This window comes from Symmachiella dynata (genome assembly GCF_007747995.1).
Lineage (GTDB): Bacteria > Planctomycetota > Planctomycetia > Planctomycetales > Planctomycetaceae > Symmachiella > Symmachiella dynata.
Map to the genome: position 1 here is coordinate 359877 of NZ_CP036276.1, position 15038 is coordinate 374914.

The following is a 15038-nucleotide window of genomic DNA, read 5'->3' on the forward strand; positions in this document are numbered from 1 at the left end:
GTCGGCGTCCGTGTGTCGGTGATTAACACATCAGACTGGGGATAGTTAAGCCGCCTTCCAGTGCGGCATCAGCAAATTCTTCAACCTCAAGGGCGTTCATCGGTGTCGACTGCAGTTCTTCCCTGGGAATAGCTGTCCCAAAGAACTGGCTATAGCAGGCAGGCCGTTCCACATCAATACGAGGGAAATTCAAGGCACACGCCACAGCCGGATTATTTCGCACCGAAGGAAAGGATTTTTGGCTGCCGATTTGCTCGAATCCCATAAACCGCATGTAAAACTGAGCATGACGGGGGTGGACGGCAATCAGAAACTGATCCATGCCATTTTGGCGAGAATGTTGAGCCATCAGCCGGGTCATCTGCACAAACAACGGCAATGTCTGCTTCACTTGTTGACGCCGGTGCGCCAGACAAGAGACCTCGCCCAGCGAATACCCGCGGTCCCGCAGGCCGTTGACTTCTCGATCATAGATGCAATCCATCGGCAGACCGAGTTCACCGTCGCCGATCAAACTGACCGTGCCGATGACTTCGTTCTGGTAAACCGCTATGAAAACATTGGTCGTCGGCAACAAATGGTACGGTGTCACGCGCATTTCGAAATCGTTGGGTTCAATCAAACCCGTTTCGACATACGCTTCGTAAACCAGATTGAAGGCCGCCCTGCGCTCATATTGAGTACTCGCAATACGATACGAGATCTCCTTGAGAGGCGCAACGGGTACATCGGCCGCAATGTTCATAGTTGCTTCGGCCGGGGCTACCATGACTGCTCCAGTTGAAAATCTAGTCCATCGTGGGAAACCACGAAGTTTGGGTAAAGTCTTTTCAACCATAGCTTACAGATTCCTGTCTAACGTCCTCGAACCCCACGAAAGGGGTTTCCGGGTGCAATTTAATACTCAGTCGCCGACACAATCGAATCGGGTTTTCAACTGCAACTGGATCCATCCACGGAATTTATGTCACAAGACGTGTCTGGAATATTCGCAAATGTCACTGTCAGCGTCGTTCTTCAAGGAATCAAACGAATTGCCATAACCAAACTCATCCGTAGAAATCACACGATTCCCCAAAGCGGTCACACGACTTGTGCCGATTGTTACGATAACGCCTGGATGTGTCGGATATTGGCTTCGCTCAATCCAAGTTTCTGAATCCTTCAATTGTCCGGGACGCAAGCCGCGCCCTTCGTTGGTGGCATTGAAATCGGTCGTAATCATACGACCAACAATCTCATCGACTTGTCGATGCCGTCACTACGGGGCGTATCACGTCTATTGTTCACATTTTGCCGGGAGAACCGGTGATCGGGGTCATAGTTTTCCTCATACGTCTGACCCGTACATCGATAATCCGGCGACCACAAGGTTGTTTGGCCATGTCAACGTTTTGAGGCCATCGCCTCTTAAAACAAAAAGCTATGATTGAATGAATTCCCGTTTCTCTTAAGCATTCAGGTGCGCATTGCCCCGTATGCAAATGAGATACGTTTATGATTTGAATGTGGATAAGACGACCGAAACGGTCAGAGGAGAGGGGGCGCACAGGGGTGGTTTGAATCGTCGCGAACTTACCGGAGCGCGAAGCGCGTTATAGCAGCGCGTCAACGAACGAAGAACAGGGATTCCCCTGAAATCTGCAAAACCACTTAATCCTAAAAGACTGCATCCTTGCGAGAGTTGGCCCGAAACTCCTATTTTACTCGCTTTCGTAAATAGCAATGTCCTTTAATGTACTGGCGTAGCCGTCAATTCCATTTGACATCGCGCAAGTGATAGAGTAGAGAGGTTACGTAAAGTTTCCCGGAAGGACAAGGCTGCGAGGCAACTCGGCGGGCAGTTTTTTTGGCTGGATGAAGCTAATCGGAATATCAGCATGGCCATGAACGACGAAGAATTGCTCGAAATCAAAGACCGCCTACAAACCGGATATTGCAATCCGCATTGGCGTAAGCATGTCGAAGAACTTGTCGCCGAAGTCGAACGACTGCAGACGTTGCTCGATGCCATCACGCGGCTCTCTGCCGTCGATCCAGCGGATTTCGACCACGATCCCGGCTCGGATACCGTGATTCTTTGATTATTCGGCGACCCGCTCTGCTAGCTCAGGCAACACACGCTCCAGATGCGGCCGCTCGATCGACAACAGCTGCTTCAAAGTGCGATACTCGGCAATCAGCGCCGTACGCCGGGCTTGGTTCACAGGCTGCTTGACCGCTCGCAGTAGTACGTTTTTTGCTGTGTGCTCCATGTCGATGAACTCGACGACCGACGTGGCATAGTCACAAATCCCTAGTGCCGTCGCCCGAAACGCATCGGTGGCAACCGCCGCGAACCGCTCCTTGAGAATTCCATGCGCGGTCAATGCCCGCAGCTCCTGGTTCTGGATTGAGGTGGCGAATTCGTGCTGGCAACACGGAACTGCCAGGATGACCTCGGCTTTCCAACGCACTGACTGGGCAATGGCATCGTCGGTCGCGGTATCGCAGGCGTGCAATGAAACCGAGAGGTCCACTTTCTCCTCGTCTGCAAAGCGGTCGATGTTGCCTGTCTCAAATCGCAACCCCCGGCAATGCAGTTTCTCGGCGACTCGTTGGCAAGTTGCAATCACGCTGGGTTCGCGATCCAAGCCCGTGATCTCCACATCAAAGTCGTGGATCACGGTCAACAGATGGTGCAGGGCGAAGGTCAAATAGCTTTTGCCACACCCAAAATCAATCACCCGCAAACGACGGTCGCGGGGAAGATGCTCTACGATATCGTTGACGATCTCCAGGTAGCGATTGATTTGCCGAAACTTTTTGCGTTTGGCGGCGCGCACGGCTCCGTCGGCGGTCATGACCCCGATCTCGACCAGAAACGGACAGGCAGTCCCTTCGGGGATCAAGTATTGCTTCTCGCGGTCATGCAATTGCACGGACGGTTGTTTGGTCGGTGCATGGCGTTTGACTTTGTACGAGCCATCCGCCCGCGCCCGCACAACGTAGTCGCAATTGGCGGTGAACAGATGCCCGTGTTCAAATTCGGTTTGCAACAGATCTCCCAACCGCGCTGCTGCTTCCGGTTCCGAAAGGTTCTCGTGCGTCTCTTTTTTCTGGAAGTGATACGTCAATTGAACAGCCGTCTGCTCCTTGATCGCCACCAGCCGCGCGGTGACCTTGCGATATTCAACATCCGAGGCGGAGCGGCGTTTGCTCAGCGTACACTGCACGAAAACCTCGTCAGCCAGCGCTTGGGAAAACAGTTCTGTGGGAAGAGCAGGGGACAAGTTCACGTCCGGAGAGGAATGCGTCATGTCACCACGTGTTTCCAGGGCGGCGTTGCAATCAGGTTGAACATGTTTTTATCGAACGCCTCTCGCGGTGAAGCAGGTACGAGTTTCAATTTTGTGCTGTGACCGCGGTGAATGATCCATGCGCCAAAGCGGCGGGAAATGGATTGTATCATCGCACTGGGAACAAAAAACGCGCCGGGGTTCTCCATCAATGATCGCGGCATGGCATCCGCCTGTTCCGGCGCCAAGCGTTGCGGGTGGAATGTAGTCGCGCGGGAGAGTTCGTCGGGACTCCAATTCAGAAAAATTGCACAGAGTGACAAGGGGGCCCACAAAGCCGAAGCGATCGACCAAAGGACCATGCCGTCGGAGTGATTTCGCTCTGGGTCAGCGAGTTCATCGACGAGATGCGGCAAAAAATACAAGCCGTTGGTTGTGGCATACAGCAAACCTCGGGCGGGCAGCGCGCGACGGCGGACTGTCACTTCTCCCAACGGCGCACGGACTTCACCCAAGATCGTCTGCAATCGGGAAAGGGGTGGATCGGCTTCGTTGATGTCGACCGCTGCCATACAATCGGGGCAATGCCCGCCGCGAGGCTCGACCCAGCTATAGCATTCGTGGCACAACAGCATCGACATACAAAGTTCCAAAGTCAGCCCGTTTCCCTACCGTTCGGTCGGCAGTTGCCGCTGCGTTACTGTAATTACCGCAGCCCCGCGCAGCAAGGTGAGCCTCACGGCAGGTGCTTTTGCCACGGGTTGCGAAAAAGAGGAATCACCACCGGGTACCGGTCACTGCATCCGGTCACTTTTTGACCGGTGTCTCTTGGTAGAAGACCGAGCGCCACTTGCCGTCCCGCAAGGCCCATGTCGATGTCGCGTATACGGTGGTGAGGGGAATCTGCTTATCGCCGTGGCTTCCCTTCCAACGGAATTTGTAGGTCAAAATACCCACGTCGGGACTGACCTGGACCAGCTTCACGTCGGTCACGGTGTACGATGTGATCGTGACCTGCTCCAGGCTACGCAAGATGTCCTGACCGGCTTGGCGGCCGCCATCGTACGTGACAGCAAACGTCTCCTCGGCCAACAGCGCTTTTAATGTCGCTTGATCCTGCTGTTTGATCGCTTCGATGAGTTTTGACTCTTGTGCCAACAGTGTTTTCTGAAGTGGGTTCGGCGGCGCATCGGCACCGGACAACAACACCGCAAACAGAACGATGGCGAATCGATATTTCATGGTGATTTTCACTTCCGACTGAAGACAGAAAAAACGAGGTCCCGAACGATCAGCTGATTCTATGAGCCGATGCGCTCCCCAACAACCGCGTAACATCCTTGGCAGTTGCAATTCACAGGGTTCTGGAGTTTTGGAAATTGCATGTTGAAAGGCGTGACCATAAAATCGGCGGTCAGCACGTCACCAGTTCCATCAACCAATTCGCATTGAGGTCACCCCGTCATGAACATTGGCCAAACGATGATTCCCGAGTTTGATATGGAGATGGCAAATACGCGCAAAGTGCTGCAGCTGGTTCCCGATGAGAAATGGGACTGGAAAATCCATGACAAATCTAACACCGTCGGCTGGGTTGCCAATCATCTGGCCGACATTCCCGCCTGGGTCGAGAAAATTCTTTGCCACGATACACTCGACGTCGAACCGGTTGAGGGACAGCCCTATCAATCCCCCGTAGAAACATCGACAGCTGCGGTGTTGGCGTTGTTTGATAAAAACGTCGCCACTGCCCGACAACTACTGGAAACCGTCGAGGATGCAAAACTGTTTGAGCCTTGGTCGCTATTACGGCAAGGGCAAGAACTCATGACCTTGCCTCGCTTGGCTGTCTTGCGAACCTGGGTTCTCAATCATACGATCCACCATCGCGCGCATTTGTGCGTCTACTTGCGGGTCAATGATGTTCCAGTTCCCGGTCTCTATGGCCCCTCGGCCGACGATGCCGGACCGGCCTAACAAGCGGACGGAAACAAATGTTGCGACATTCCTGGTCGGAAAATTCGCCAACCCATTCGTCGGCAAGAGCACTCCTCGTCTAACGCTATTTCTCAAAAAACGATCGTCCCGCAATGTTGATACTGCTCTCTCCGGCAAAAACACTCGATCTGTCGCCGCAACAACAAACGCAGACATACACCGAGCCACTATTTCCCGACGATGCCCAGCAGTTGATTAAAAAGTTGCGCGGAATGTCGATGAAGGCCTTGGGAGAGTTGATGGGCATCAGCAGCGATTTAGCGCGGCTGAATCGCGACCGGTATGCCGAATGGTCGCTTCCCTTTACACCAGAAAATGCGAAACAGGCCGTGCTGGCGTTCGACGGCGAGGTCTATACGGGACTCGCGGCGAGTTCGTTTCGCGCGGCTGACCTCAAATTTGCGCAAAGTCATTTGCGTATCCTATCAGGGCTTTACGGCGTGTTACGCCCACTCGATTTGATGCAGGCGTACCGGTTGGAAATGGGGACGCGACTCGCCACGCGGCGGGGCAAGGATTTGTATGAATTTTGGGGCGATCGGATTTCCCAATCGATCAATGCCGATTTGGCTCAGCAAAAACACCGTGTGTTGGTCAATCTGGCATCTCAGGAATACTTCAAGGCGGTACGACCTCGGCAGGTCGACGGCCGGACCGTCGCGGTCGTGTTTCGGGAAATCAAAGGCGGCAAGTCGCGGACAATTGCGACGTTTGCCAAACAGGCGCGGGGACGGATGGCGGCTTGGATCATTCGCAACCGCATCGTCGACCCGGCCGATTTGAATCAGTTCGCCGAGGCTGATTATCAATATGTCGCCTCGGAGTCGACCGCGGATGAAATCGTCTTCTCCCGCCCGCAACCGCCACCACCGGGCAAAGCCAAACGGTCGGCATAATTGCCATCTCCCGAGTGACCGGTGATTCCGGTAGAGACGCCCGAATCTTCTCTGAACTGCGGGCTGGAGGTTGCTAAAAAGCATCATCGCGCGTGGCAGGTGCTAGAGTCTTATGCGGATGCGGATTTCTCGGAATCCGTGAAGTATCGCGATATCGTAGACCGCGCAAGCGACTTGGCTCGGTTCAGCGACTTCATTCTGCAACGTCCATTCTGAAATGTCATGAATATCGAAGTTACATGATCACGAAACCCGCAAGGTTTTGTGCGTAACGAACAGTGGGCACATGACGAACCAGTGTGGGGACACTACTACCATCCTGAACTCCAATAGCCGAATTTTCGTCGCCGACACGCGATGAAAGGGCATTGGTTGGGGGGCAATTGACGTGCGAATTTCTCTTTTCATCACGACCGTCTTGGCCATTTCATCCCAAACGGGCATGTCGGATGAGACACAATCGGCCAATGCGCCGGGGCAACCTCAAGGGCCGCGGTTTTCCGTCGCAGAGAATAGTCCCATTGGAACCACAGTGGGAACGGTCACCTCGAAAAAAGGGGCCAACCAATCGCTGCGAACGTATTCCATTACTGGTGGCAACGAACACCAGACGTTCGTGATCCACGCCAAGACCGGCCGGATCGCTGTGCGAAATTCCTCCCGATTGGATTACGAAACCAACCCCGAATACGTGCTGCAAATCACGGTCGAGGGGACGGAAGATTTTGATGACAGTTTTGATAGCGGGTTTGCTGCGGAATTGCGCAAATCAGGCATCAACGTCGAGGATGACAAGCAACTGCTCGAAACACTTTCCGTGACGATCACTGTTAAAAATGTCAATGAGTTTCCCGCACTCGAAGCACAAACGCTGTCAATCGCCGAGAATAGCGCCGCTAGTGTGGTTGTCGGCCGCGTGTTGGTCTCTGATCCAGATGCGGGTGACACGCATTTGTTTTTATTCAACAACGACAACGCGCGCTCTCCGTTCGAGATTGATCCTCGCACTGGTGAGATCACGGTCCTCGATCCCACGGCACTCGACTATGAAATACAAACCTACTTTGAAATGAACGTCGTCGCCATCGACGCCGGGGGAGCGGCCCTCTCAGAAACGCTGCGCATCGAAGTGACGGACATCAACGAGCCGCCGCAACTTGCCGCCGAAATGTTTACGCTGCCCGAAGCCAGTGATCCCGGCACGGTTGTCGGTCGTATCCCCGGGGTTGATCCCGATGGTGAAGCTGCGCTGACTTATGCCATTGTCCGTGGCAATGACGACAACGCTTTCACTATCAACGAACGGACGGGCGAAATCAGCGTTGCAAAGAGCGCTGCATTGGACTTTGAACAGACACCACAACGACAGATTGGCATCGAAGCTCGCGACGCCCAAGGCGACATCGGAACGACAGAGGTGCAAATTCAACTCACCGATGTGAATGAACCACCTGTTGCTGGAAACCAAGAGTTTGCGTTACCTAGCCAAATCGAATCGGGCGCGGTGCTCGGAACGATCTCGGCAGATGACCCGGACCAGGGGGAGCAGTTGACGTTCGGGATTACCGACGGAAACGATGACGGTGCCTTTGCAATTGATCCGAAGACCGGTGAGCTGACAGTCGTCTCTCCGGAAAAACTAAATGCCCGGTCCGCGCGTCAAGCGGCCTTGTCGATCAGCATCGCTGACCGTGCGGAAGCATCAACCACGGCGACCGCCACGATTGATTTGGGAATCGCCCAGGCAGATTCATCACTGGCTGCCGCCATTCGGGCCATGTCCGCAGAAAATGAAGACACCGACGATACGACCCATCCCGTGGACAGCCAAACGGCAGCGGTTGTAGCAAAGCCGACCCCCAAAACCAAACCAGCTCCGCCCGTGACTCCCAAAGTTGCAACGTCGGCCACAGCACCGGCCGCGGTTGCAACGGCGGTACCCACGAATGTCGTTCCTGCATCCAACAAACGAGCGGCAGCGAGTTGGTTGCTACTTTGTATCGGAGGTGCTGCGGTCGTTTGGGGTGCAGTCTTGGTGCTGACGTCCTTGCGTCAGCGGCGAATGTCGGCGACTCTTAGGAAATCCATTGCCGCCGCTCATCACGATGAAGAATTGCTGCATGAGCGGATGCTGAGTTTGGACGCGTTTTCTAATGAATTACGTGCCGAACGCGATGAGTTGATGGCTACGCGGCGGCTGCTTACTGGAGAATTCGAGAAACTCAAGTCGCTGTTGGGGCGGCAAACTGAGGAACTCCGCTCGACTGACACTGTGCTGCAACATGGCGATGAAATACTACAAAAACAAATGGCCATGGCTGCTGCTCCTGCACCTGTAACAGGCCCCGCCGGCGAGACTTTAGATTCGGTGCGCCGCCAATTCGCCGTGCAACACCAACGCTTGGGGACATTGCAGGAAACGATGGAGCAACGCGATCGCGAGCTGATCGATACCTGTTCTAAAATGGATACGCGTCTGGAGGAAGTTTTGCAGAAAGTGTCGCTGATTGACACTTTTGACGAATCGCAACAGGGAGGCGGAGATGACTTACCTCCATCTGAGGAAGATAACGTTGCCGGAGCCCATGCGATGGCTGCCTGGGACAAACGACAAGCGCAGATCCAGGAACTGGAACAACAATTCGATAGCAGTACCGGCGAACCTTCTCCAAGCGGAATGGCCACGAAAGCCTCTTTGCAAGACGAGGCCATGACATCGACGGCTGTAAGCGACATGGAATTTGACTATGGACTTCTCGACGCCAAGCCATCGCCTGGTGAACTCTTTACCGATGACCCCGCTACCGATGAGCACGTTACCGAAGAGATGCAACAAAAGTGGGCGGCCCGTACGGAACTGAATACACTCCGCTCAGTGGCGAATCAATCCACTCGAACAACTCTTGCGAATTACTCCCGCAAGAAATTTCTCAGAAGTAAACTGCTGTTGGGTTCGCTGGCGCTGTTTGGAGTCAGTTTCGCGATGCTCCTGTGGCTGGGCGGATTGGGGGCCAATGCCTCGCAGTCCTCGCTGGGCTGGGGGGCTTTGGGAACAGGTGCCGTCGCAACGGTCTTGCTGGTCTCCTCTTGGTTTAAACACCGCAGGTAGTCGCAAGCGGCTGACGTCACTCGAGACGTAAAAACCTTAGACATAAAAAAACGGGGCGGAGGGACATCAGCGTCACCTCCGTCCCGTTTGTTTTTTTATCGCTGGTAGCCTGATGAACCAGCCCATGCTTTACGGGTCGATGAGCAGCAAGGCGCGTGTGGCCGCATTGCGTACGCCTGGGTTATCGTCGTTCATTGCTTCGAGCAATTCCGGAACGACCGTTTTCGACGGCGAACCGACAGCCCCTAAGGCGAAGGCGGAAACTTCTCGCACGCGAGCATTCTCATCACTCAGCCGAGCTGCCAAAGCTTTCACCACGACATTGCTGTTGGGTGCGATCTCTGCCAAGGCATAGGCGGAAACCCAACGGACGTCGGCGTCGGCATCGTCCAAGGCGCTGGTCAATACGGCAATGGAGTTCGCATTTTTGCCGGCCACCTTCCACAAGGCTTCAGCCGCTTGCAAATTGCCCGGCGTCACTTCGCATTCTGACGCAGAGACGAGCATCGGGACTGCTTTTTCGGCTGGCGGACCAATCTCGCCCAAGGCGACTGCTGCCAACGACTGCACCGAATTGGCGCCGTCACTCAGCCCGTTGGAAAGTGTGGGGACCGCAAACTCGGTTTTATGGGTGATCCGCCACAAGGCCAACGCAGAGTGCATGCGCACCTTGGCGTCGGCATCGTGCAGCAAGACCGTTAATGCGGGAACCGCGGGGGCCGCTTCCTCTTTCATCATTCCCAACCGATAGACAAGTTTGTCTCGATTGGGTGCGTTTGGGTTGCTCAGTGCTTGCAACAGATCAGCGACGTCCCCTTCTGCTTCCAGGGGAATCGGTAGGGCCGGGGCCGTTGTCGGAAAAGTGGATGTCGGGCGACGGTCGTCGACTGCAATGTCGGAAGCAGCCGGGGTTTCAATGGTCTCTAACCGAACCAACGGTTCGCGGCGATTGATCTGCCGCGGTTTGCGCGTCACTTGAATCGCAGGTTGTTCAGACGCTGTCGTGGTTCGCTCGGTCGTGGTCACTTGCCGTCGCGTACGCGGCGGTAGAAACAGATCGCTGGATGCTTCTTCATCATTGGCCGGGACCGGTTCCGACTCAACGGGCGGAGCTTCCGGAGGCAAGTCCAACGCAGGAGCATCTTCGGAAATATCCGGCACCGGATTAATATCGGTGGGGACGTCGTCAGCCGGTTCTTCATAAGGGAGAGCCGGTGGCACGGGCGGAGGCCCATCCTCAGCCGGGACGTCACCAGTATCGACCGGCAGGTCACCGTCGTCGGCCGGTTCGGGGGCCGGGACGTCAACCGGCATCTCGGAGTCACCCGGATATTGCGGCTGCATCATCGTCGGCGAACTGGGACAGAATCCCCCCGGCGGGCAGTTTTGGAAGTCTTGAGGAAAGACCCGCCAACACGTGGGGAAGTATCCGTAATACTGTTGGCAATGAGGACTAATCTTCACCGGATCGTATTCGGTTCGATTTTCTTTGTGAAAGAGTCCTTTGAACCACCCCGCCGATACGGTCGTTGGCCAGAAGATGGGAATGACTGCGAGGGCAGTCACGACAGACAGAAGCCGACTAGCCGACCATGATTTCTTTAACACGATGATCTGCCTCCCTGCGGGGCGTTTTCAGTAACAAGACCTCGATCCCCTGCGCGCTCAGGCAACGCAAATTCGAAGACCGCTTCCCGCATTTTGGTGGAAGGGTTTCGAGGCTGGGTCGGATCCAGGTAGGTTATTTGGTCGTTGAGGTCCCCCCTGCGCAAAACCAATTCTTGCGCGGCAGGACCACGGGTATGGTTTACATCGGTTGGCGCACCCGGTCCATTTGAAGGAATTGCGCCGGTTATGCCCGACTTGACGTCTCTTGCCTAGATTGACATTCGCGGCTGTCCCGAAACGATGACGATCGCAGTCCCATTACGATCGCAATGGGCGGTCAACGTAACCCAGGGCGTCGCTGCGCTTTGCCCTGGGCTGACATGTTATGGCTCCGTCGGGGCGAGATCAGCGACCACTCGACGGTACCAAGTGTATTTATGCCTTTGGCCGCTATTGCACCTCAATCGAGGCCCCAACGGGGCCACACAAGTCAGCCCAGGGCAAGGGTGCGTGAGCGAAGCGAACGCCCCGCCGCCCTGGGTTTGGATGGCCGTAGAGCGATTTAGCCCTGAAAGGGCGACACAATTCATTGGCTTAAACAACGCCAAATTTCGCCGCCGTCCAGGGATTCATTCGCGAGACACGAATTGAGATCGCTCGGCCGATTTGCTACGCTCAGCACAGCAATCGCAGGTTTTCCCGGACTGAGATGTTCTAGAACCGGGACCGTGTTTAGAGACCGTTGCGAATTGACCCGGCGGGAGCGAGTCCGATGAGTGACGAAAAAACGATCTTCAAAAAAATCATTGATAAAGAGATTCCAGCAGACATCGTTTTCGAAGATGACCTCTGCTTGGCATTTCGCGACGTCAATCCACAAGCACCCACGCACGTGCTGGTGATCCCTAAACAGGAGATTCCTTCCGTCGCGGATTTAGCAGATAGCGACGCCGCCTTGGCGGGTCACTTGCTGTTGGTAGCCCGCGACGTGGCAAAACAGTTAGAATTGGACAGTGGATTTCGTCTGGTGGTCAACAACGGTCCCGGAGCAGGCCAAACAGTGGATCATCTGCACATCCATATTCTGGGAGGTCGCAGCTTGGTTTGGCCGCCCGGATAAATCCGCACGGTGAAATTGCTCGCTGAGGAATAGAACCGTACTTCGTTTCACTGATTAGATCCTACCCCCGTTGATATTCGCCTTTGCAAAGACATCGCTCATGAATTTTAAGGAACACCGCATGCGATCGACTAAACCTCTGATTGCCTTTGTTGTCATGGCCGCCATGGGAACGTTGTTGTGGGCCGGAGCCGAGGGGGACGTTCCTTCGGGAGAGCGGATGATTGCCGCCGCCACCAAATTTGAGAACTCTCTCAATGCCAAACAGCGCAGCAAAGCGGAGTTTCAATTCGACGACGAGGAACGCTTGAACTGGCATTTCATTCCCCGCGAGCGGAAAGGTCTTCCGCTGAAAGACCTGGAAGGGGAGGCACTCAAGGCGGCTCACAACCTGATTCAATCGGGCCTGTCGGATGCCGGTTATACGCAGGCACTGGATGTAATGAGCCTCGAAGAGGTGGTCTACCTGCTTGAACAAGGGGACCGGCAAGAACGTCGCGAACGCCGCGACCCGGACAAGTATTATCTGAGCCTGTTCGGTAAGCCGAACCCGCAAGGGAAATGGGGCTGGCGACTGGAAGGGCATCACCTGTCGTTGAATTTTGTCGTCCAAGATGGCAATGTCGTCTCGAGTACACCGGAGTTCTTTGGCGCCAATCCTGGCTACATCAGTGCCGGACCGGGACGGGAAATTCGTGTGTTGGCGGCCGAAGAAGATTTCGCACGGCAAATCGTCAACATCAGCACTCCGCAGCAGCTAAAAACAATCTGGATCAGTGAAAAGGCGGACAGAGACATCCGGGGCGCTGGCGAATCGCAACCGGTGGTCACCGATCCGATTGGCTTAGCCTATCGCGACATGAGTGACGAACAACAAAAACTATTATCCGCACTGCTCAGCGAATATCTGCGGAACATGCCGCAAGACATTTCGCAGCAGCGGCACGCGGAATTGAAGGCGGCCGGTTTAGACGACATTACTCTCGCTTGGTGGGGCGGTCGCGAACGGAACGAACCGCACGCGTACCGGTTGCAGGGACCGACCTTTATTGTCGAATACAACAACACCCAAAACTCCGCCAATCACATTCATTCCATCTGGCGCAACCTCAGCGGCGATTTCGATGTCGCCCGCAATCAGTAAATGATTCCGGTCAAGGTTACGCCGTCTGCAGCCGCAATCACAAAAGAGTTTTTAACCACGAAAAGAACGGTGATTCGTCGTCCGTGCTACTAACATCCAAAATCTTTTCGCCATTCCCGGCTTTTGAGTTTGCCTCTAACAGATAAACCACGAAAGACGCGAAATACACGAAAAAAAGACAGAGGAAACGACATAGACTTGCGGCGCTGAAGTAGAACTTAAAAAACAAAACTTGGATGAAAATAACTTAGGTTCTTTTTCGAGTGTTTCGTTTTTTTCGAGGTTCAGTTTTTTTGCTGACATTGCGGTAGCAGGCCACACCGGATGTTTAACGGCTCTTATTCCCTAATCGAACGTCATCCCTTAAGGCTCACACGTTCGTGTTTTTCATGAGGTCGACCGATGAGTCAAGTCGTCAGCAGTGCGTTGGAACAAGAGTACCGCGATGCGTTTCCGGAATCGGCAAAGCATTTTCAGCAAGGCCGTGAGACGTTTCCCAGCGGCGTGACGCATGATGCGCGGTATCTAGAACCGTTTCCTGTCTATGTCCATTCGGCTGCGGGATCGCGCAAGCAAACCGTCGAAGGTCGTGAATTGGTCGATTATTGGATGGGGCACGGATCGATGTTGTTGGGGCATAGCCACCCGGCCGTCGTCGCTGCCGTCCAAAAACAAGCGGCGCTTGGCACGCACTATGGTGCCTGTCACGAATCAGAAATGCGCTGGGCGGAATGGGTCATCAAACTTGTTCCTTCGGCCCAGCGGGTGCGATTCGTCAACAGCGGCACCGAAGCGACATTGATGGCACTTCGTGTCTCTCGCATCGTCAGCGGCAAAACGAAGGTGATCAAATTCGCCGGCCATTTTCACGGTTGGCATGATGGTTTGATCCCCGGCGCGGATGCTCCGCACGATACCGGTAGCTACGCCATGCCGGGTGTGACCGATAGCGTGATGGGCGACTTGGTGATTGTGCCGCCCAACAATTTGGCTGCCTTAGAACAGGCCATTGACGAGCACGACCCGGCTTGCGTGTTTGTCGAAGCGACCGGCGGGCACTTCGGGGCTGTTCCCGTACGGGGCGAGTTTCTCCGCGGCTTGCGCGAATTGACCGAGCGTAAGGGGGTGATCCTGGTCTGCGACGAAGTGATCACCGGGTTTCGTGTGCATCCCAGTGGAGCACAGGGGTATTACGAATTTGTGCCCGACCTGACAACGATGGCCAAAATCCTCGCCGGCGGACTCCCCGGCGGCGCGCTGGCCGGCCGTGCGGACTTAATGGCGGCGCTGGAATTCGACAATCCGCACGGCAAAAAAATGAAGCACCCCGGCACGTTCAACGGCAATCCGCTTTCCGCCGCAGCCGGGATTGCTGCTTTGGAAATCGTCTCCACCGGCGAGCCTTGCACGCATGCCAACGAGGTCGCACGACGGCTCCGTACGGAGATCAACGAGGTCTTCGCCCGCAAGAATGCGCCGTGGGTGGCGTATGGAGAATTTTCGGCCGTCAATATCTTGCCGAACTACACGGGTCCCCGCCCCGAGAGCGACGATTTCATTCCGCACGACAACCAGTTGGAAAAACTGGACATCAGCTTTGATCGCAGGCTCTCCAGCGCCTTCCGCATGGCGTTGTTGCTCAATGGCGTTGACTTTTTCGGCTGGAAAGCCATGACTTCAGCAGCGCATAGCGACGAGGACATCCAACAAACCGTCGCTGCCTTCGACCACATGATCGACCGCCTCCGCGACGAAGGCCTGTCGGAGTAGCTTCAACGATCTCACCACATAGATCGTAGGGCAGGCTCCCGCCTGCCGGATGATACGTTGGACGTGGCTTGGCAAATCCGGCGGCAGGCGGGAGCCTGCCCTACTTACTTACAAC

General features: G+C 55.0%; 13 protein-coding genes. 7 read left to right on the forward strand and 6 right to left on the reverse strand.

All coding sequences use genetic code 11. From position 1 onward, the window contains the following. Positions 1-22: 22 nt before the first annotated feature. Together Mal52_RS01315 and Mal52_RS01320 are read right to left on the reverse strand one after the other, a co-directional pair. Entirely contained in the window at positions 23-838 is an 816-nt protein-coding gene (locus Mal52_RS01315) for an N-acyl amino acid synthase FeeM domain-containing protein (protein WP_145373808.1), read from the reverse strand. Between the two features lie 129 nt (positions 839-967). After that, the gene (locus Mal52_RS01320; protein WP_145373809.1) at positions 968-1225 is read right to left on the reverse strand and encodes a hypothetical protein; all 258 of its coding nucleotides are present in this window, start codon (positions 1223-1225) and stop codon (positions 968-970) included. A gap of 655 nt (positions 1226-1880) precedes the next feature. Between Mal52_RS01320 and Mal52_RS01325 the strand changes: the two genes are divergently transcribed. Beyond that, positions 1881-2084 (forward strand): hypothetical protein, encoded by a 204-nt coding sequence (locus tag Mal52_RS01325; protein WP_145373810.1) that lies wholly within the window; start codon positions 1881-1883, stop codon positions 2082-2084. Here the strand turns inward: Mal52_RS01325 and Mal52_RS01330 are convergent, their stop codons facing one another. The 3 genes from Mal52_RS01330 to Mal52_RS01340 form a co-directional block, all read right to left on the reverse strand. Beyond that, positions 2085-3299 carry a class I SAM-dependent methyltransferase gene (locus Mal52_RS01330; protein WP_145373811.1) on the reverse strand — a complete coding sequence of 405 codons (1215 nt, stop codon included), beginning with the start codon at positions 3297-3299 and terminating at the stop codon, positions 2085-2087. It lies immediately after the preceding gene. Then, on the reverse strand, positions 3296-3919 hold the full coding sequence (locus tag Mal52_RS01335; RefSeq protein WP_145373812.1) for a hypothetical protein: 624 nt from the start codon (positions 3917-3919) through the stop codon (positions 3296-3298). Before Mal52_RS01335 ends, Mal52_RS01330 begins: the two co-directional genes overlap by 4 nt. Before the next feature lie 166 nt (positions 3920-4085). Next, the gene (locus Mal52_RS01340) at positions 4086-4520 is read right to left on the reverse strand and encodes a nuclear transport factor 2 family protein (protein ID WP_197533631.1); all 435 of its coding nucleotides are present in this window, start codon (positions 4518-4520) and stop codon (positions 4086-4088) included. A gap of 222 nt (positions 4521-4742) precedes the next feature. Between Mal52_RS01340 and Mal52_RS01345 the strand changes: the two genes are divergently transcribed. The 3 genes from Mal52_RS01345 (at position 4743) to Mal52_RS01355 (ending at position 9281) form a co-directional block, all read left to right on the forward strand. Continuing rightward, on the forward strand, positions 4743-5255 hold the full coding sequence (locus Mal52_RS01345) for a DinB family protein (RefSeq protein WP_145373814.1): 513 nt from the start codon (positions 4743-4745) through the stop codon (positions 5253-5255). A gap of 113 nt (positions 5256-5368) precedes the next feature. Continuing rightward, positions 5369-6172, forward strand: coding sequence for a peroxide stress protein YaaA (yaaA, locus tag Mal52_RS01350; RefSeq protein ID WP_145373815.1), 804 nt, complete (start codon positions 5369-5371; stop codon positions 6170-6172). 388 nt (positions 6173-6560) lie between these two features. Continuing rightward, positions 6561-9281, forward strand: a complete 2721-nt coding sequence (locus tag Mal52_RS01355) for a cadherin repeat domain-containing protein (RefSeq protein WP_145373816.1) — start codon at positions 6561-6563, stop codon at positions 9279-9281. Positions 9282-9410: 129 nt separating this feature from the next. On the opposite strand, the gene Mal52_RS01360 is transcribed toward Mal52_RS01355, so the two are convergent. Next, positions 9411-10889, reverse strand: a complete 1479-nt coding sequence (locus Mal52_RS01360) for a HEAT repeat domain-containing protein (RefSeq protein ID WP_145373817.1) — start codon at positions 10887-10889, stop codon at positions 9411-9413. A 772-nt stretch (positions 10890-11661) separates the two neighbouring features. Between Mal52_RS01360 and Mal52_RS01365 the strand changes: the two genes are divergently transcribed. The 3 genes from Mal52_RS01365 to Mal52_RS01375 all read left to right on the forward strand — a co-directional run bounded on the left by Mal52_RS01365 (position 11662) and on the right by Mal52_RS01375 (position 14923). Then, complete coding sequence (locus tag Mal52_RS01365) at positions 11662-12009, forward strand: histidine triad nucleotide-binding protein (RefSeq protein ID WP_145373818.1); 348 nt, start codon at positions 11662-11664, stop codon at positions 12007-12009. Between the two features lie 121 nt (positions 12010-12130). Continuing rightward, complete coding sequence (locus tag Mal52_RS01370; RefSeq protein ID WP_231962495.1) at positions 12131-13153, forward strand: DUF3500 domain-containing protein; 1023 nt, start codon at positions 12131-12133, stop codon at positions 13151-13153. A 402-nt stretch (positions 13154-13555) separates the two neighbouring features. Continuing rightward, positions 13556-14923, forward strand: coding sequence for an aspartate aminotransferase family protein (locus Mal52_RS01375; protein WP_145373820.1), 1368 nt, complete (start codon positions 13556-13558; stop codon positions 14921-14923). Positions 14924-15038: the final 115 nt, after the last annotated feature.

Bases quoted from the DNA above. Each gene is read 5' to 3' on its own strand.
- Mal52_RS01365 (WP_145373818.1), top strand. From the start codon at position 11,662: ATGAGTGACGAAAAAACGATCTTCAAAAAAATCATTGATAAAGAGATT.
- yaaA (WP_145373815.1), top strand. From the start codon at position 5,369: ATGTTGATACTGCTCTCTCCGGCAAAAACACTCGATCTGTCGCCGCAA.
- Mal52_RS01315 (WP_145373808.1), bottom strand. From the start codon at position 838: ATGGTTGAAAAGACTTTACCCAAACTTCGTGGTTTCCCACGATGGACT.
- Mal52_RS01330 (WP_145373811.1), bottom strand. From the start codon at position 3,299: ATGACGCATTCCTCTCCGGACGTGAACTTGTCCCCTGCTCTTCCCACA.
- Mal52_RS01340 (WP_197533631.1), bottom strand. From the start codon at position 4,520: ATGAAATATCGATTCGCCATCGTTCTGTTTGCGGTGTTGTTGTCCGGT.
- Mal52_RS01320 (WP_145373809.1), bottom strand. From the start codon at position 1,225: ATGATTACGACCGATTTCAATGCCACCAACGAAGGGCGCGGCTTGCGT.
- Mal52_RS01345 (WP_145373814.1), top strand. From the start codon at position 4,743: ATGAACATTGGCCAAACGATGATTCCCGAGTTTGATATGGAGATGGCA.
- Mal52_RS01335 (WP_145373812.1), bottom strand. From the start codon at position 3,919: ATGTCGATGCTGTTGTGCCACGAATGCTATAGCTGGGTCGAGCCTCGC.
- Mal52_RS01375 (WP_145373820.1), top strand. From the start codon at position 13,556: ATGAGTCAAGTCGTCAGCAGTGCGTTGGAACAAGAGTACCGCGATGCG.
- Mal52_RS01325 (WP_145373810.1), top strand. From the start codon at position 1,881: ATGGCCATGAACGACGAAGAATTGCTCGAAATCAAAGACCGCCTACAA.
- Mal52_RS01370 (WP_231962495.1), top strand. From the start codon at position 12,131: ATGCGATCGACTAAACCTCTGATTGCCTTTGTTGTCATGGCCGCCATG.